Origin of the sequence: Micromonospora sp. WMMA2032, from assembly GCF_002688545.1 — a bacterium.
GTDB lineage: Bacteria > Actinomycetota > Actinomycetes > Mycobacteriales > Micromonosporaceae > Micromonospora > Micromonospora sediminicola.
This window is the reverse complement of sequence record NZ_CP024052.1, coordinates 2207405-2223303: the sequence shown is the minus strand read 5'-3', so window position 1 is coordinate 2223303 and position 15899 is coordinate 2207405. Positions and strand designations below refer to the sequence as shown.

Sequence of the window (15899 nt, the reverse complement as noted above, 5' to 3'; positions counted from 1 at the left end):
TCTTCACTCGCCGATCCCCGAATCGTGTCGGCAGTCGATGCGTTCGGTGACCGGGGCGGCACGTTCGGCCAATTCCCGCGCGCCGGTAAGAAATGCGATTGCGATCCGGTCCGGTCGCCACCCGTGTCGCCCACCGCCGTGATGTCGCCCGTGTCGGTCATCGCCTTTCCCGCCACCTCCACCGCACTGTGGAGGGATTTGCCTGATGCGTGCGGCGATGACGTCTATGTGGGCGCATTGAAGAGCGTTTTCGCAGCTCACGCCGCGTCCGGTGTGGATCGTTGACAGGGTGATCTTCGATGGCATACCGTCACGAGGAATCCTCGCGCCGGCCCGGCGGCGCGACCGGTGATCTGCGTGCCGGAGCCGATCGCGCCGTTCTTCGGCGATTGTGTCGACAATTGTGCAGTCGCGTGCGCCGCCCGGTCGGATATCCGCGCCCTCCTCGGAGCACTTTGCGTCCCCCGTTTTCGGTCGACATTTGACACTCCGTCAGTCGTCCGCCCGTCACCCGCACGCCCAGCTCCTCCTTCCCCCGGAGACCCCCTGACCCACCGTCGCGCCACCTCACCCGTCACCGCGGCGTCGATCATGAGGTTGGCGGTGACGAATCGGGCGGATCGAGCGGTCAACTTCATGATCGACGGGGTGGGTGGGTGGGGGTGGGTGGGGTGGGGTGGCCGATCGGTGGAGGGGGGCCACCGGTGTGGGCGGAATTGATGTCTGGCGGTCGATTACCGGTGCGGCGGCGTATCGCGAGAACTCCTTGCCTCCTACGGTGACGTCCGGCACGCGGACGGATGGACTCGGGAACCACCCGAGGGCGCGGTCCCGGCGGACAGGGAGAGTTGTCTCGATGCGAGTTTGGAGTCGCGCGGTCGCGGTGCTCGCCGCCGGCGCGGTCGTGGTGGCCGGAGTGCCGGCGATCGCCGGCACCGTCACCGTCCGGGACGCCGGCGCCACCGGACGCGGCGGCGCGGAGACGTTGGGTGGCAGCGCGGCGATCGGCGCCGCCCGTACGGTCGCCACCAGGGCGCAGGTCACCCCCGGGGACACCCGGCTGGTGCCGTCCACGCCCCGCACCGACACGCCGCAGATCACCAACGGCGAGATCACCGACATCGAGGTGATCGGCAACCGCGTCTTCATCGCGGGCACCTTCACCTCGATCACGAACGTCGGCGGGACGGCGATCGCCCAGAAGTCGCTGGCCTCGTACAACCTGGACACCGGGAAGGTGGACACCGGCTTCCGGCCGACCATCGACGGCGCGGTCGCCGCCGTGGAGGCGTCGCCGGACGGGTCCTCGCTCTACATCACGGGCTCGTTCAACACGATCAACGGGGTCACCAAGCGCAAGATCGCCCGGCTCAACCCGACCACCGGCGCGCCGGTCGCGGCGTTCACCGCGAACGCGAGCGCGCGGGGGACCGCGCTGGCCGTCAGCCCCACCGCCGTCTACGTCGGTGGTCAGTTCGCCACCGTCAACGGCGTCGCCCGCAGCGGCCTGGTCGCGCTCAACCCCACCAGCGGCGCGGTCGACACCGCGTTCAACCTGCCGCTCACCGGCGGCATCGGGGTGGGCGGCATGCTCACCGTGCAGCAGCTCAAGCTCACCCACGACCGCAGCAAGCTGCTGGTCGTGCACACCGGGCGGCAGATCGCCGGGCAGGACCGCTACGGCGTGGCCCTGATCGGTACGGCCAGCAAGGCCCTGCTGCCCTGGCGTACCCGGCTGTGGGAGGACAATCTCTCCTTCGTCGGCGGGATCCAGCGCGTCTTCGCCGGCGACATCGCGCCGGACGACTCGTACTTCGTGGTCACCAGCGGCTCCGGCGGCGACCGGCCGCCGATCAACGACACCGCCATCGCGTACCCGTTGAGCGGGAACGACCACGTCGAACCGCTCTGGATCTCGCGGCACTTCGACAGCATCTACTCGGTCGCCATCACCGCCACCGCCGTCTACGTCGGCGGGCACTTCAGCTGGCAGGAGTCGCCCACCTCGAACGTGCCGTGGCCCGGGCTGGACAACGTCGGCTACGGCACCGGTCAGGGGCTCAGCGGCTACGGCCTCGGCGACCAGGTGGTCCGCCGCGACCACCTCGGCGCGCTGGACCCGATCACCGGCACGGCGTTGGAGTGGAACCCCGGCTCCAACTCGTACGAGGGGGAGAAGGCGATGCTGGCCACCTCGCGCGGCCTGCTCGTCGGCGGCGACGGCAACACCAAGGGCGGCAAGACCACCGGCCGGGTGGCGTTCTTCGACCTCTCCAGGGAGCCCGCGCCGGCGGCGCTGGACACCACCATCACCACGCCGATCGAGGGCGCGGTGAAGCAGGCCGGCGAGTCCTTCGCCATCGGCGGTCAGGCGCTCGCCCCGGCCGGCGTGGCGAAGGTCCAGGTGGAGATCCTGGACCGCAGGAGCCGCAGGTACCTCCAGGACGACCTGACCACCTGGGGCGCGTCGAACAGTGTCCTCGCGACCGTGGCCAGCCCGAACGCCACCTCCACCACGTGGACCCTGCCGGTGTCCCTGCCCGCCGGCGAGTACCAGTTGCAGGCGAAGACGTTCGACCGGAACAAGGCCGGCGACACCACCAAGGCGATCAAGAAGATCGAGGCGTTCCGCTTCGACGACCTGCCGCCGTCGACCCGGATCAGCTCGCCGGCCGCCGGCCTGCTCGCGACGAAGAGCTTCGTGGCCACCGGCACCGCCACCGACGACAAGGGCGTCAACGCGCTGGTCTACTCGTTCCGCACCTCGGACAACCGCTACCTGCAGGACGACGGCACCGTCGCGCCGGTCTACAACACCTTCCGGGGCGAGCCGGACGTGATCGGCGCGGTCTCCACCACGTGGCAGTTCGAGGTGACGCTGCCGGCCGAGGGGCAGTGGCGGATGGCGGCCACCGCCGTCGACACCGCCGGGCAGAGCGACCTGCGTGGCGACACCCGGGACTGGACGGTCTCCGCGACCGGCGTCCCGCCGACCGTGGCGATCACGGCGCCGGTGGCGATGACCCCGCCGACCGCCGCCGCGCCGCTGACCGTGGCGCCGGGCGCCACGGTCACGTTCGCCGGCCGGGCGAGCGACGACGACGCCCTGAAGTCGGTCGAGATCTACCTGCGCAACAACACCACCCGCGAGGCGTTGGCGGCGGACGGCACCTGGGGGGCCGACTCGGTGGCCGCATACCACCGGATCTCCCCGCTGAACCTCGACGCGGCGACGTTCGACTGGTCCTTCACCACCGTGCCGCTCACCCCGGGCGTCTACGACTTCCGGGTACGCGCCACCGACAAGCTGGGCCTGACCACGTCCACCGGCAACCTGGGCCGGCTCACCGTCACCGCGCAGGTGCCCGGCGACGCCTTCCCGAACGGGCTGCTGAGCTTCACCGGCGTGAACCAGGACATCGACCGGCTGCACCTCGACCTGAGCGGCACCGCCACCGACGACAAGGGCGTCCGGGCGGTCCGGGTGGCGCTGCGCGACCTGGACACCGGCCGGTACGTGCAGCCCAACGGCACGATGGCGGCGGCGTTCGCCACCGTCGACGCGACGCTGGCCGCGCCCGGCGCGACGAACACCGCGTTCACGCTCGCGATCGACCTGCCCACCAAGGGCACGTTCACCGTGGAGGCGTGGGCCGTGGACACGGCGGGGCAGCAGGACGGGTCGACCACCGGCGCCACCGCCCGGTACCTCGTCTACCCGGGTGACCTCGACCCGAGGCTGGAGCCGAGCGTCACCCCGGTCGAGGGGCAGGCCTACACCGGCGGCCGGATCGTGGTGAGCGGCCGGGCGGTCGACGACGTCGGGATGCAGCGGGTGGAGCTGCAGATCGCGAACAGCGCCGGGCAGGGGATGAACGCGTCCGGCACGTTCAGCAAGCCGGGCACGGCGGGCAACTACCCGTGGATCGCGGCGTTCCTCACCAGCCCGGGCTCGCCGGGGTCGAACTTCGCGTACACGTCGCCGGTCGTCCCGGCCGGCACGTACACGGTGACGATCCGCGGCATGGACAACCACGGGCAGTACCAGCAGCCGTCCCGTACCGTCTCGGTGACCGTGACGGACTGAGCCGGTCGGTCGCGGGCCGGTCCGCGTCGGGGTCTCCCGACGTCGGGCCGGCCCGCGACCGTCCTCAGGGACGGATGAGGCACATCCCGGCGACGGTCGGACGGTCCATGGTGGCCAACGCCTGCGGCGCCGCCGCGAGGTCGATGGTGCGGGTGACCAGCTCGCCGGGGCGCAGCACCCCGGCGGTGACCAGGCGCAGCATCTCCGGGTAGGCGTGCGCCGGCATGCCGTGGCTGCCACGCAGCTCCAGTTCGTACGCGATCACCAGGTCCATCGGCAGCGCGGGCCGGCCCTGCGCCGCGGGCAGCAGCCCGACCTGCACGTGCCGACCCCGCCGGCGCAGGCTCTCGACGGAGGCGACGCAGGTGGCGTGGCTGCCCAGCGCGTCGAGCGAGAGGTGCGCGCCGCCGCCGGTCGCCTCGCGGACCGCGGCGGCCACCTCGCCGGGGCCGCCCAGCGCGCCGCCGTCGAGGCAGACCGCGGCCCCGCAGCGCCGGGCCAGCTCCAGCGCGGCGGGCGTCACGTCCACCGCCACCACCCGGGCGCCGCTCGCCGCCGCGATCATCACCGCGGACAGGCCGACCCCACCGCACCCGTGTACGGCCACCCACTCCCCGGCGGCCACCCGGCCCTGCCCGACCACGGCCCGGAACGCGGTGGCGAACCGGCAGCCCAGCGCCGCGGCGGTGAGGTCGTCCAGGTCGTCCGGCAGCCGGACCAGGTTGACGTCGGCGTCGCGCACGGCCACGTGTTCGGCGAACGACCCCCAGCCGGTGAAGCCGGGCTGGGTCTGCCGCTCGCAGACCTGCTGGTCGCCGGCGAGGCAGGAGGGGCAGCGCCCGCAGGCGCAGACGAACGGCGCGGTGACCCGGTCGCCGGGCCGCCAGCCGCGCACCTCCGTGCCGACGGCCACGACCACGCCGGCGAACTCGTGCCCGGGCACGTGCGGCAGGCGGATGTCCGGGTCGTGGCCCTGCCAGCCGTGCCAGTCGCTGCGGCAGAGCCCGGTCGCGCCGACCCGCACGACCACCCCGTCGGGCGCCGGCGCCGGATCCGGCACCTCCCGGACCTCCGGCGCCACCCCGAACTCCTCGACCACCACCGCACGCACCTCCCGATCCTCCCACCCCCGCCCCTCACCGCCGGAAGGGAGGCGCAGGGGGCAAGGAGCGGGGTGCAGATTGCGCGGGAGCGGCAGAAATATATCGATGTCGACGGATGTTGACGCGTGTTCGTCCGATAGCGCACGGTAAGGAAGGTGACCGGTACGTGAGGAGGCGGCCATGCGACTGGATCCGTTCACGGGGGCCCATCTCACCGACCCGTCCGGCGTGTGGGCGCGACTGCTGGCCGACGGCGGCGGGGTGCACCACGACGACGAGCTGGGGCTGTGGCTGATCACCCGGCACGCCGACGTGCGGCGGGCGCTGGCCGACGCGCGTACGTTCGGCAACGCCCTCACGCTCGCCCCGGTCTACGACATGTGCCCCGAGGCGTTGGCGCTGGTCGCCGAGATCGACGCCCCGCCCACCACGGCCGCGGCGGACCCGCCGGTGCACCCGCGCACCCGTCGGGCGCTGCGCGTCACGTTCGCCAACACGACCGAGCGGGTCGAGCAGCGGTACGGGCGGATCGTCCGGCGCCGGGTGGACGAGCTGGTGGCGCGGCTGGCCGCGCGGGCCGGCGAGCGGGTGGACCTGGTCACCGGGTTCACCGCCGAGCTGCCGCTGCTGGTGCTGCTCGACATCCTCGGCGTGCCCGCCCGGGACGTGCCCCGGATCCGGGCCTGGGCGGACGGGCAGATCGCGTTGATCTGGGGGCGGCCGGACCCGGCCGAGCAGGTCCGTCTGGCGGGCGGGCTGCTGGAGTTCTGGCGCTACTGCCAGGACCTGGTCCGGCGCCGGCTCGACGACCACGCCACGAACGGTCGAGGCGGTGACGACTACGTGGACGAGCTGTTGGCGTACCGCGGTGGCGACGACGCGGTCCTCACCGTCGCCGAGGTGTCGAGCATCGTGTTCAACCTGCTGGTGGCCGGTCACGAGACCACCGCCGGGCTGCTCGCCCACGCCCTCGACCACGCGCTGTCCGACCCGGACCGGTGGCGGGCGCTCGCCGAGCGGCCCGACGAGGTCGCGGCCTTCCTCGCCGAGACGCTGCGCTTCGCGCCCGCCATCGACGGCTGGCTGCGGATCACGAACCGGCCGGTCACGCTCGGTGGCGTCACGATACCGGCCGGCGCGCGGTGTCTGCTGCTGATCGGCGCCGCCAACCGGGACCCGTCGGTGTTCCGGCACCCGGACCGGTTCGACCCGGGTCGGCCGGACGCGCACGACCACCTCTCGTTCGGGCACGGACCGCACTTCTGCATCGGTGCGGCGCTGGCCCGGCTGGAGGCGGGTGTCGCCCTCACCCGCCTCGCCTCGGCGCTGCCCGGTCTGCGTCCGGCGCCCCGCGGTGACCGCGTCTTCCGGCCCAACCTGGCCTTCCGCGCGCACCGCGGCCTGCCCGCGGTGGTGGATCCGGCGGTGCGCTCCGAGTCGCGTCCGGCGGCGTGACCGCGCGCCGATGGGGACGTCGACCGGCCACCGTCGACGGACACGGAGCGCAGTCGTGTCTTCACACCCGCACGTCCGTGGGTTAAGAATGACCCCCTGCGAACGCCCAGTCATCACCCGCCCTCGATCTGCTGCCGGCGCCGATCCGGCGTCGCGAAGGTGAGCACATGGATCGCACGCCCGCGTCGAACGCCGATCCCGCCGCCGCCAGCCGGCAGTTCCGGGCCGAGCTGCGCCGCTGGCGGACGCGACGTGGCCTGACCCAGCGGACGCTGGCGGAGCGGGTGCGGTTCAGCCGGGAGACGGTCGCGGCGGTCGAGTCGGGCCGGCGCTTCGGCAGCCAGGAGTTCGCCGTCCGGTGCGACGAGGTGCTCGCCACCGGCGGCCGGCTGGCGGACCTGTGGCCGCGCGTCGCGGCGGAGCAGTTGGCCGCGGACGGGCGGCGGGGGCCGCGGTCCGCTGAGGTGGCGGGCTGGGAGCCGCCCGGTCCGCCGCCGGCTCCGCGGCGCGACCCCCGCGATCCGCAGGCCGTGGTGGCGGCCATCGACGAGCTGCGGGAGCTGATCGGCCAGGTGCTCGCACAACCCGGGTCGGAGGGCCAACCGCCGTCGGCGGCCGGGCGGCACTGACCTCCGCCGCCTCCGGATCCCCGGCTCCGCCCCCGGCGTCGCCAACTCCGGGTACAGATGCTGGTACGGCCTGTTTGTACCACGAGCGGGTCTGGCCTCCGCGCACGCCGTCCGGCGCAATGGGACGTGCAATCCGCAAATGCAGATAGAACTTTGCCGATCAGTGCGGGGAGTCAGCAGTGGCGTCGAGCACGAGGTCCCACGCGGCCCGACCCTACCCGACCCGCCGCCGCCGGTGGCGGATCGGCGGCCGGATGCGCCTCATCGTGGCCGCGCCGCTCGTCGCCGTGATGGGCTTCGCCGGCCTGGCCCTCACCGAGAGCGCCCGGCAGACCTCCCGCGCCAGCGACCTCGGCCTGTTGGCCCAGCTCGGCGCCGAGGCCGGCGACCTGGCCCACCGGTTGCAGTACGAACGGATCGTCGCGGCCGACCTGCTGACCCGGGGCGCCCCGGAGCAGCAGGACGCCTTCGCCGACGCCACCACGGCCACCGACGCCGCGGTCGCCGGCTACCGTCGCCGGCGCGCCGAGGTGCCGTCCGGCGCCGCCGCCGAGCGGGCCGTGCTGCCGCGGATAGACGCGGCGCTCGACAGCCTCGCCCCGCTGCGCGCCCAGGTGCGCACCGCCGAGCGCGCCTCGGTGTCGGCCATGACGTTCAGCTACCGCATCGTCATCGCCGACCTGCTCGGCCTGCGCGAGAGCGTCACCCTCGGCGTGGTCAACCCGCGGATCGCGGACGGCATCCGGGCCTCGGCCGCGCTGTCCAAGGTGGCCGAGGCGGTCGGCCAGCAGCAGGTGGCGGTGCTGCGGGCGGTCACCGCCGGCCAGGTGACCCCCGCGTTGCAGCAGGACATCACCGCCGCCCGGACCGGTGTCACCGAGGCGAGCCTCGCGTTCCTGGCGTTGGCCCGGCCGGCCTGGCAGGGCTGGTGGGAGCAGGCCGGCAGCGGTGAGAGCGCGCTGCGGCTGCAACGGCTGCTCGACCAGGTGGCCCGCACGGCGGCGGGCGACCGCCTGGAGCTGGAGCTGGGGACCTGGCTGACCGCCACCCAGCAGTGGGCGGTACGCCTGGCCGAGCTGCGCCTGCGGGTCGACGGGACGGTGCTCGACGACATCCGCGCGGCCCACACGGACCAGCGGCGGCGTACCGTCGTCGAGGCCGCGGCCACGGTGCTGGCCCTGCTGCTGACCGCGCTGGTGACCTGGGCGGTGGCCCGCCAGATCACCCGGCGGCTGCGGCGGCTGCGGGACGCGGCGAATGCGGTCGCGTTCGAGCGACTGCCCCAGGTGGTGGCCCGGCTCCAGGAACCGGACAGCGCCTCGGTCGACCCGGACGAGCTGGCCCGCCGGCAGGCCGTCGACACGCTGGAGGTCTCCGGCGACGACGAGATCGGCGAGGTCGGGCAGGCGTTCAGCGCGGTGCACCGGGCGGCCGTGCGGACGGCGGCGGAGCAGGCGGTGATGCGGGCCAACACCGCGGAGATCTTCATCCATCTCAGCCGGCGGGAGCAGCGTCTGGTCGACGCGGTGCTGGCCCAGGTGGACCGGGTCGAGCGGGACGAGACCGACCCCGACCGGTTGCACCAGCTCTACGCGCTGGACAACCTCGCCACCCGGATGGGTCGGATCAACGCCAGCCTGCTCGTGCTGGGCGGGGTGGGCGTCGGCCGGGTACGCCACCACGACGTGCCGTTGCCCCAGGTGCTCCAGGCCGCGCAGAGCCAGATCGAGCACTACGCCCGGATCCGCCTCGGCCTGGTCGACGGCGACGTCGCGGTCGCCGCCGAGTCCGTCGACGAGGTGGTGCACCTGCTCGCCGAGCTGATGGAGAACGCCACCGGCTACTCCCCGCCGGCCACCGAGGCCTGGGTGACCGGCCGCAGCCTCGGCGACCGGGTGATCGTCCAGATCAGCGACGAGGGCGTCGGGCTGCCCCCGCACCGCCGGCAGCAGCTCAACGACCTGCTCGCCCGGCCGCCCGCCATCGACGTCGCCACCGTCCGGGCGATGGGGCTGGTCGTGGTGGGGCAGCTCGCCACCCGGCTGGGCGCGGCCGTCCAGCTCCGGTCCGGGCCACGCCGCGGCACCATCGCCGAGGTGGCCCTCCCGGCCGCGTTGATCCGGCCGCTGCCGCCCGAGGAGTTCCTGCTCAGCCCGGAGCGGCCGTCCCGGCGGGCGGCACGCACCACGGTCGCGTACCCGCCCGGGCGGGCCACCGTCGCGCCCGCCGCCCCGCCGGCCCCGCAGCCGTGGGCCGGCGGACCGGCCGCCGAGCGGGCGCTCCCGGTCGCCCCGGTGTTCCGGGCCGCGCCCGGCGGCGGCGACCCGCCGACCGAGGAGCCGGTCATCTTCGCGCAGGTCAACCACTGGTTCCAGGGCGACCGGCCGGGCGTCGACGGCACGCCGTGGTCCGGTCCCGCGGACGACGCCTGGCAGTCGGCGGCGCGGGTCGACGAGCCACGGGTCGCCGGCACCACCACCTCCGGGCTGCCCCGGCGGCAGCCGCAGGAGCACCTGGTGCCCGGCGGTGTCCCGGCGCCCCGCCCGGCCACCGACCACCGGGACCCGGCCCGGGTGGCCACCGCCATGGCCGCGTACGCCCGCGGCGTCGCCGGCCGCCGGGCCAACCTGATCACCCACTGACCCGACGAGGGAGTGCCCGTGACCGACCACCAGGATCTCGGCTGGCTGCTGGACGCGTTCGCCGAGCGCGCCACCGAGGTCAGCCATGCGATCGCCATCTCCAGCGACGGTCTGATGGTGGCCGCCACCCGCGGCCTCCCGCCGGACCGGGCCGACCAGCTGGCGGCGACCGGCAGCGGGCTGGTCAGCCTGCTGCGCGGGGCGGCGGCGTTCTTCGACGCCGGCGCGGTGATCTCCAACGTCACCCAGTTGGAGGGCGGCTTCATGTTCTCCATGGCCTTCAACGACGGCGCCTCGCTGCTCGTCCTCGCCGACCCGAGGTGCGACGTCGGCAAGGTCTCCTACGAGATGACCGAGCTGGCGAACCGCATCGGCGACGCGCTCACCCCCGCGGCCCGGGCGGCCCTGAGCCGCGGCCGCTGACCGCCGGCACCCCGCCGGACCCTTCCCCCCCCTCGCACAGGAGAGACACCATGTCCCTGACCCTGCCCCGGCGCAGCCGTGCCCGCACCGCGGCGCTGCTCGCCCTCGTCCTGCTCGCGGCGCCCGCCTGCGCCGACGACCGGTCCGCCGGCGGCGCGGACGGCACCGTCAAGATCGGCCTGCTCGCGTCCCTGTCCGGCACCTACCAGGCGGTCGGCAAGGACATCCGCGACGGCTTCCAGCTCTACCTGTCCACCCACGACGGCAAGCTCGGCGGCAAGAAGGTGGAACTGGTCGTGGCGGACGAGGGCAACGGCGCGGCGACCGCCGTGCCGGCCGCCACCAAACTGCTCAAGCAGGACCGGGTGGTGGCGCTGACCGGCATCGTCGGCGGCGGCTCGGTGGCCGCGGTCCATCCGCTGCTCACCGAGACGAAGGTGCCGTTCGTCGGCTCCAACGGCCGGCCGGAGATCAAGGACGTGTCCCGGGTCTGGCACACCTCCTACCTCTCCGACGAGCCGGGCGAGGCGATCGCCCAGCACGTGCGCGACGACGTCAAGGGCAGCGTCTACGCCATCGGCCCGGACTACCAGGGCGGCTGGGACGAGCTGCGCGGCTTCACCGAGGCGTTCGCCAGGGCCGGCGGGCAGCTCGCCAACCCGGACGGGAAGACCACGTTCACGCCGTTCCCGGCGACCACCAACTTCACCCCGTACTTCGCCCGGATCAAGGCGTCCGGCGCGGACGCGGTCTACACGTTCTACGCCGGCAGCGCCGCTGTCGACTTCGTCAAGCAGTACGCCCAGTCGGAGATCCGGGACGTGCCGCTCTATGCCGCAGGGTTCCTGACCGAGGGTGGCGTACTCGACGCGCAGGGCGACGCGGCCCGGGACATCTACTCGGTGCTGAACTACTCGCCCGACCTCGACAACGCCGAGAACCGGGCGTTCGTGGCCGCCTGGAAGGCCGCGCACGACGGGTCCCCGACGACGTACGCGATGGCCTCCTACGACGCGGCGGCGGTGCTGGACCGCGCGGTCGCGGCGGCCGGCGACGACGCCACCCCGGAGCGGATCAACGCCGCGATCGGTCAGCTCGGACAGATCGCCAGCCCGCGCGGCACCTGGCAGTTCTCGTCGACCACGCACGCGCCGGTGCAGAAGTGGTATCTGCGCCAGGTCCGCCAGGACGGGCGGGCGCTGTCCAACACCGTGGTGGGCGACCTCGCCACCGTGGGCGGATGACCGGCGTGCCGGTCGACCCGTACGTCGTGCCGGCGCTGGACGGCGTCGCCTACGGGCTGCTGGTGTTCGTCGCCGCGGCCGGGCTGGTGCTCTGCTTCGGCGTGGCCGGCATCCTCAACCTGGCGCACGGCACCCTGTTCGCCGTCGGCGGCTACACCGCCGCCGCGCTGCTCGACGGCGGCTGGCCCAGCCTGGCGCTGGCGCTGCTCGTCGGCGTGGCCGCCGCGACCGCCGCCGGCGCCCTGGTCGCGGTGCTGCTCACCCGGGCGGCGGCGGCCGACCACCTGACCCAGGCGCTGCTGACGTTCGGCGTCGCGCTGGTCGGGGGGAGCCTGCTCGTCGGCGCGTTCGGGCCGGACGACCCACCGGTGCGGGTGCCCGCCGCGCTGGACGGGTCGGTGACGGTCGCGGGGCATCGCTACGCCGCGTACCGCCTGGTCTTCATCGTGGTGGCCGCGCTGCTCGCGGTCCTGCTGCACCTGGTGGTGCGCCGGACCCGGGCCGGCATGCTGGTGCGGGCGGCGGTCGACGACGCGGAGATGGTCGCCGTGCTCGGGGTGAGCCCGACCGTGGTGCGGGTCGGCGTGCTCGCCGCCGCCGGGGCGCTGGCCGGGGCCGCGGGCGTGCTCGGCGCCCCGATCATCGGCCCGGGACCGGACACCGCCGACGGGGTGCTGCTGCTGTCGCTGGTCGTGGTGGTCCTCGGCGGCCTCGGGTCGATGACCGGCACGCTGCTCGCCGCGCTGGCGGTCGGCCAGATCCAGACGCTCGGTGTCGCGCTCGCCCCGTCGGCGGCCCCGTTCCTGCTGTTCGCCGCCATGGCGGTGGTGCTCGCGGCGCGGGCGCGCGGGCTGGCCACGGTCCGGCGGGCGACATGAGGGACCGGGCCGTACGGGCGCTGCGCGGGCTCGTCGGGGCGGCCGTCCTGGCCGGGCTGGTGGTCGCGCCCTGGGCGGTCGACGACTACACCGTCGCGCTGCTCGCCCGCACGCTGGCGCTCGGCCTGGTCGCGGTCGGCGTGGCGCTGCTGACCGGGGTCGCCGGGCTGCCCACGCTCGGGCAGACCGCGCCGTACGCGGCCGGCGCGTACACCGGCGCCGTGGTCGGCGGTCAGCTCTCCGACGTGGGGCCGGTGCAGCTCGTCGTGGCGGCGGCGGCCGGCGCCGCGCTGGCGGTGGCGACGCTGCCACTGGTGGTCCCCGCCCGGGGCGTGGTGCTCCTGATGATCACATTGGCGGTCGGCGAGCTGGCGGTGGTGCTCGCCGGTCGCTGGACCGCGGTGACCGGCGGCACCGACGGGCTCGCCGGCATCGCCCCGACCCGCCCGCTGTGGGGGCTGCCGCCGCTGGCCACCGACCGGGCCCGCTACCTCTACACGTTGGTGGTGGTGGCGGTGCTCGCCGGGCTGGTGCTGCTGGTGCTGCGGACCCGGGTGGGGCTGCTGCTGCGGGCCGGCCGGGACGACGAGGCGCGGCTGCGGGCCGGCGGGCACCGGGTGTCGGCGCACGTCGCGGGCGTGCACGTGGCCGCCGGGGCGATCGCCGGCGCGGCCGGCTCGCTGCTGGTCACCGCCCAGCAGTACGTCTCGCCGGCCGACTTCGGCTTCGACACCTCCGCGTTGCTGCTGCTCGGCGTGGTGGTCGGCGGCACCGCCTCGGTCGGCGGCGCGCTGGTCGGCGCGGTCCTCGTCGTCGCCGCCCGGGACTGGCTGTTCGGCGCGCTGCCGGGGCAGGCGCCGCTGGTGCTCGGGCTGGCGTTCGTCGCCGCCGCGTACCTGCTGCCCACGGCCCGCCGGCCGCGCCGGCGCCCGGCGGCGCCCGCACCGGGGGAGCGGCCCGCCGCCGGGACGCCCCGGTCGACCGTCCCCACGGGGGTGGGCGCGTGACCCCGCTGCTCACCGCCGAGGCGGTCACCGTGCGCTACGGGTCGCTGGCCGCGCTGGACGGGGTCGACCTGCGCGTCGCGCTCGGCCAACGGCACGCGCTGATCGGGCCGAACGGCGCGGGCAAGACCACGCTGCTCGACGTGCTCGCCGGCGCCACCCGGCCGGCGGCCGGCCGGGTGCGCCTGGCCGGGCGGGACGTCACCCGACTCGGGCCGGCGGCCCGGGCCCGGCGCGGCGTGGGCCGCATCCACCAGCGTCCCGCCGTCTGGGGTTCGCTGACCGCGCGGGAGAACGTGCTGGTCGCCGCGTTGCCCCGGGCCGTCCGCACGGGACGGTGGCATCCGGCGGCGCGGCGACGGGCGGCCGGGCGTACCGCGGACGCCCTGCTGGCGCGGGTGGGCCTCGGTGATCTCGCCGCCGTTCCGGCGGGGCAGCTCGCCCACGGGCAGCGCCGGCAGGTGGAGATCGCGGTGGCGCTGGCCGGCCGGCCCCGGCTGCTGCTGCTCGACGAGCCGGCCGCCGGGCTGTCCGCGGCGGAGGTCGGCTGGCTGGTGGAGTTCCTGCGCGGGCTGCCCCGCGCGGTCGCGGTGCTGCTCGTCGAGCACCGGTTGGACCTGGTCTACGCGCTCTGCGACACGGTGACCGTGCTGCGCGACGGGCGGACGCTCGCCGCCGGTTCGCCCGCCGAGATCCGCGCGTCCGGTCCGGTCCGGGAAGCGTACGCGGAGGGGATGACGTGATGCTGCGCATCGACCGGCTCTGCGCCGGCTACGCGGGCGGCACCGTGCTGCACGAGGTGAGCCTCGACGTGCGACCCGGCGCGGTGCAGGCGGTGGTGGGCCGCAACGGCGCCGGCAAGAGCACGCTCGTGCACTGCGTGGCCGGCCTGGTCCGGCCGCAGGCCGGGCGGATCGAGATCGGCGGGGTGCCGGTGGCCGGCCGGCAGCCGCACCGGATCGCCCGCGCCGGCGTGGGGCTGGTGCCGCAGGGCCGGCGGGTGTTCTCCCGGCTGACCGTGGCCGAGCACCTGGTCCTGGCGGCGGCGCCGTGGCGGGCGGCCACCCCCGGCGGCGAGGGTTGGACCGTCGCCCGGGTGCTGGACCTGCTGCCCCGGCTCGGCGCCCGGCTGCGTCACCGCGGCGACCAGCTCTCCGGTGGCGAGCAGCAGATGCTGGCGATCGCCCGGGCGCTGCTCGGCCAACCCCGCGTGCTGCTGCTCGACGAGCCGTGCGAAGGGCTCGCGCCGGACCTGGCGGCGCGGGTGCGGGAGCTGGTCGGGTCGCTGGCCCGGTCCGGGTTGACCGTGCTCCTGGTCGAGCAGCAGGTGCGGCACGCGGTCGCGGTCGCGGACCGGATCGCCGTGCTGGAGTACGGCCGGGTGGTCTACGACCGACCGGCCGACGAGGCCCGGGCCGACCCGGGCACGGTGGCCGCGCTGCTCAGCGTCGCCACGGTCGCGGAGCCGCCGGCTCCCCGGCCCCGGTCCGGCTCCCTGGCGGCGCCGGGACCGCGAACCGACAACCCGGGACAGGAATGAGGAGCGATGCCGACCGACGCCCCCGAGACCGACTACGCCTTCGACACCGGCGCCGCCGACGCGGTGCCCCAACTGCGCGCCCTGGAGTCCTTCCTGGACCCGATCACCACCGACCGGATCGCGCCGCCGCTGCTCACGCCGGGCGCCCGGTGCTGGGAGGTCGGCGCCGGGGGCGGCTCGGTCGCCCGGGCCATGGCCGCCGCCGTCGGCCCGTCCGGCCGGGTGGTGGCGACCGACCTCGACCTGGCGCACCTGCGCCCGGGCGGCAACCTGGAGGTACGCCGGCACGACGTGCGCCACGAGCCACCGCCGGGCGACCCGTTCGACCTGGTCCACGCCCGACTGGTGCTGCTGCACCTGCCGGAGCGGCGCCGGGTGCTGCGTACGCTGGCCGGCGCGTTGGCGCCGGGCGGATGGCTGGTGGTCGAGGAGTTCGACTGCACCGCGCCGCTGCGGGTGCTGACCGCGCCGAGCGACGACGCGGCGAAGCTGTTCGCCCAGGTGACCGACGCGATGCTCGGCATCCTCCAGGGTCACGGCGCGGACCTGGCCTGGGCGCAGGACGTGCACGCCCAGCTGACCGCCGCCGGGCTGGTCGACGTGGACACGGTCGTCCACGCGCGCAGCTGGCCCGGCGGCTCGCTCGGCGCGTCGCTGTACGGCACGAACTCCCGGCAGCTCGAACCGGAGCTGCTCGACGCCGGGCTGTCGCCGGGGCAGCTGGACGCGTTCCGCCGGCTGCTGCGCGACCCGGCCTTCGCGGTGATGTCCTACCAGCTCGTGTCGACGCGGGGGAGGCGCGCCTGAAGGTCCCCGGTCACCGTCGCCGGCCTCGCGCGTCCCGCGACCCGACCCGGTGCCGCCCCGCGACCCCGGCCGTCCGGGCTGAGCCGG

At 75.2% G+C, this 15899-nt stretch carries 13 protein-coding genes; 12 read left to right on the top strand and 1 reads right to left on the bottom strand.

Annotation, left to right across the window (positions count from 1 at the left end; translation table 11 throughout):
• The first annotated feature begins 24 nt into the window (after positions 1-24).
• Both CO540_RS30140 and CO540_RS09595 read left to right on the top strand, forming a co-directional pair.
• A complete protein-coding gene (locus CO540_RS30140) occupies positions 25-285 on the top strand; it encodes a hypothetical protein (protein ID WP_157779092.1) in 261 nt (86 codons plus the stop codon).
• A 571-nt stretch (positions 286-856) separates the two neighbouring features.
• The gene (locus tag CO540_RS09595; RefSeq protein WP_099161767.1) at positions 857-4087 is read left to right on the top strand and encodes an Ig-like domain-containing protein; all 3231 of its coding nucleotides are present in this window, start codon (positions 857-859) and stop codon (positions 4085-4087) included.
• 64 nt (positions 4088-4151) lie between these two features.
• On the opposite strand, the gene CO540_RS09590 is transcribed toward CO540_RS09595, so the two are convergent.
• Positions 4152-5198 (bottom strand): zinc-dependent alcohol dehydrogenase family protein, encoded by a 1047-nt coding sequence (locus CO540_RS09590; RefSeq protein WP_099161766.1) that lies wholly within the window; start codon positions 5196-5198, stop codon positions 4152-4154.
• Positions 5199-5370: 172 nt separating this feature from the next.
• Here CO540_RS09590 and CO540_RS09585 point away from each other — a divergent pair, with 172 nt between their 5' ends.
• The 10 genes from CO540_RS09585 (at position 5371) to CO540_RS09540 (ending at position 15812) form a co-directional block, all read left to right on the top strand.
• The gene (locus tag CO540_RS09585; protein ID WP_099161765.1) at positions 5371-6645 is read left to right on the top strand and encodes a cytochrome P450; all 1275 of its coding nucleotides are present in this window, start codon (positions 5371-5373) and stop codon (positions 6643-6645) included.
• A 167-nt stretch (positions 6646-6812) separates the two neighbouring features.
• Entirely contained in the window at positions 6813-7274 is a 462-nt protein-coding gene (locus CO540_RS09580; RefSeq protein WP_099161764.1) for a helix-turn-helix transcriptional regulator, read from the top strand.
• Between the two features lie 179 nt (positions 7275-7453).
• Positions 7454-9916, top strand: a complete 2463-nt coding sequence (locus tag CO540_RS09575; RefSeq protein WP_157779091.1) for a nitrate- and nitrite sensing domain-containing protein — start codon at positions 7454-7456, stop codon at positions 9914-9916.
• 18 nt (positions 9917-9934) lie between these two features.
• The gene (locus CO540_RS09570) at positions 9935-10339 is read left to right on the top strand and encodes a roadblock/LC7 domain-containing protein (protein ID WP_091578763.1); all 405 of its coding nucleotides are present in this window, start codon (positions 9935-9937) and stop codon (positions 10337-10339) included.
• 50 nt (positions 10340-10389) lie between these two features.
• On the top strand, positions 10390-11583 hold the full coding sequence (locus CO540_RS09565) for an ABC transporter substrate-binding protein (RefSeq protein WP_099161762.1): 1194 nt from the start codon (positions 10390-10392) through the stop codon (positions 11581-11583).
• Positions 11580-12461, top strand: coding sequence for a branched-chain amino acid ABC transporter permease (locus CO540_RS09560; RefSeq protein WP_099161761.1), 882 nt, complete (start codon positions 11580-11582; stop codon positions 12459-12461). Before CO540_RS09565 ends, CO540_RS09560 begins: the two co-directional genes overlap by 4 nt.
• Positions 12458-13468: a branched-chain amino acid ABC transporter permease gene (locus CO540_RS09555; protein ID WP_099161760.1), complete on the top strand. Its 1011-nt coding sequence runs from the start codon at positions 12458-12460 to the stop codon at positions 13466-13468. Before CO540_RS09560 ends, CO540_RS09555 begins: the two co-directional genes overlap by 4 nt.
• Complete coding sequence (locus CO540_RS09550) at positions 13465-14208, top strand: ABC transporter ATP-binding protein (protein WP_157779090.1); 744 nt, start codon at positions 13465-13467, stop codon at positions 14206-14208. Before CO540_RS09555 ends, CO540_RS09550 begins: the two co-directional genes overlap by 4 nt.
• Complete coding sequence (locus tag CO540_RS09545) at positions 14208-15005, top strand: ABC transporter ATP-binding protein (protein ID WP_099161759.1); 798 nt, start codon at positions 14208-14210, stop codon at positions 15003-15005. Before CO540_RS09550 ends, CO540_RS09545 begins: the two co-directional genes overlap by 1 nt.
• 6 nt (positions 15006-15011) lie before the next feature.
• A complete protein-coding gene (locus CO540_RS09540) occupies positions 15012-15812 on the top strand; it encodes a methyltransferase domain-containing protein (RefSeq protein WP_099161758.1) in 801 nt (266 codons plus the stop codon).
• Positions 15813-15899: the final 87 nt, after the last annotated feature.

What these genes read in the sequence shown, in the direction of transcription:
- CO540_RS09595 (WP_099161767.1), top strand. Translation starts at nt 857, where the DNA reads ATGCGAGTTTGGAGTCGCGCGGTCGCGGTGCTCGCCGCCGGCGCGGTC.
- CO540_RS09585 (WP_099161765.1), top strand. Translation starts at nt 5,371, where the DNA reads ATGCGACTGGATCCGTTCACGGGGGCCCATCTCACCGACCCGTCCGGC.
- CO540_RS09580 (WP_099161764.1), top strand. Translation starts at nt 6,813, where the DNA reads ATGGATCGCACGCCCGCGTCGAACGCCGATCCCGCCGCCGCCAGCCGG.
- CO540_RS09565 (WP_099161762.1), top strand. Translation starts at nt 10,390, where the DNA reads ATGTCCCTGACCCTGCCCCGGCGCAGCCGTGCCCGCACCGCGGCGCTG.
- CO540_RS09560 (WP_099161761.1), top strand. Translation starts at nt 11,580, where the DNA reads ATGACCGGCGTGCCGGTCGACCCGTACGTCGTGCCGGCGCTGGACGGC.
- CO540_RS09555 (WP_099161760.1), top strand. Translation starts at nt 12,458, where the DNA reads ATGAGGGACCGGGCCGTACGGGCGCTGCGCGGGCTCGTCGGGGCGGCC.
- CO540_RS09545 (WP_099161759.1), top strand. Translation starts at nt 14,208, where the DNA reads ATGCTGCGCATCGACCGGCTCTGCGCCGGCTACGCGGGCGGCACCGTG.
- CO540_RS09540 (WP_099161758.1), top strand. Translation starts at nt 15,012, where the DNA reads ATGCCGACCGACGCCCCCGAGACCGACTACGCCTTCGACACCGGCGCC.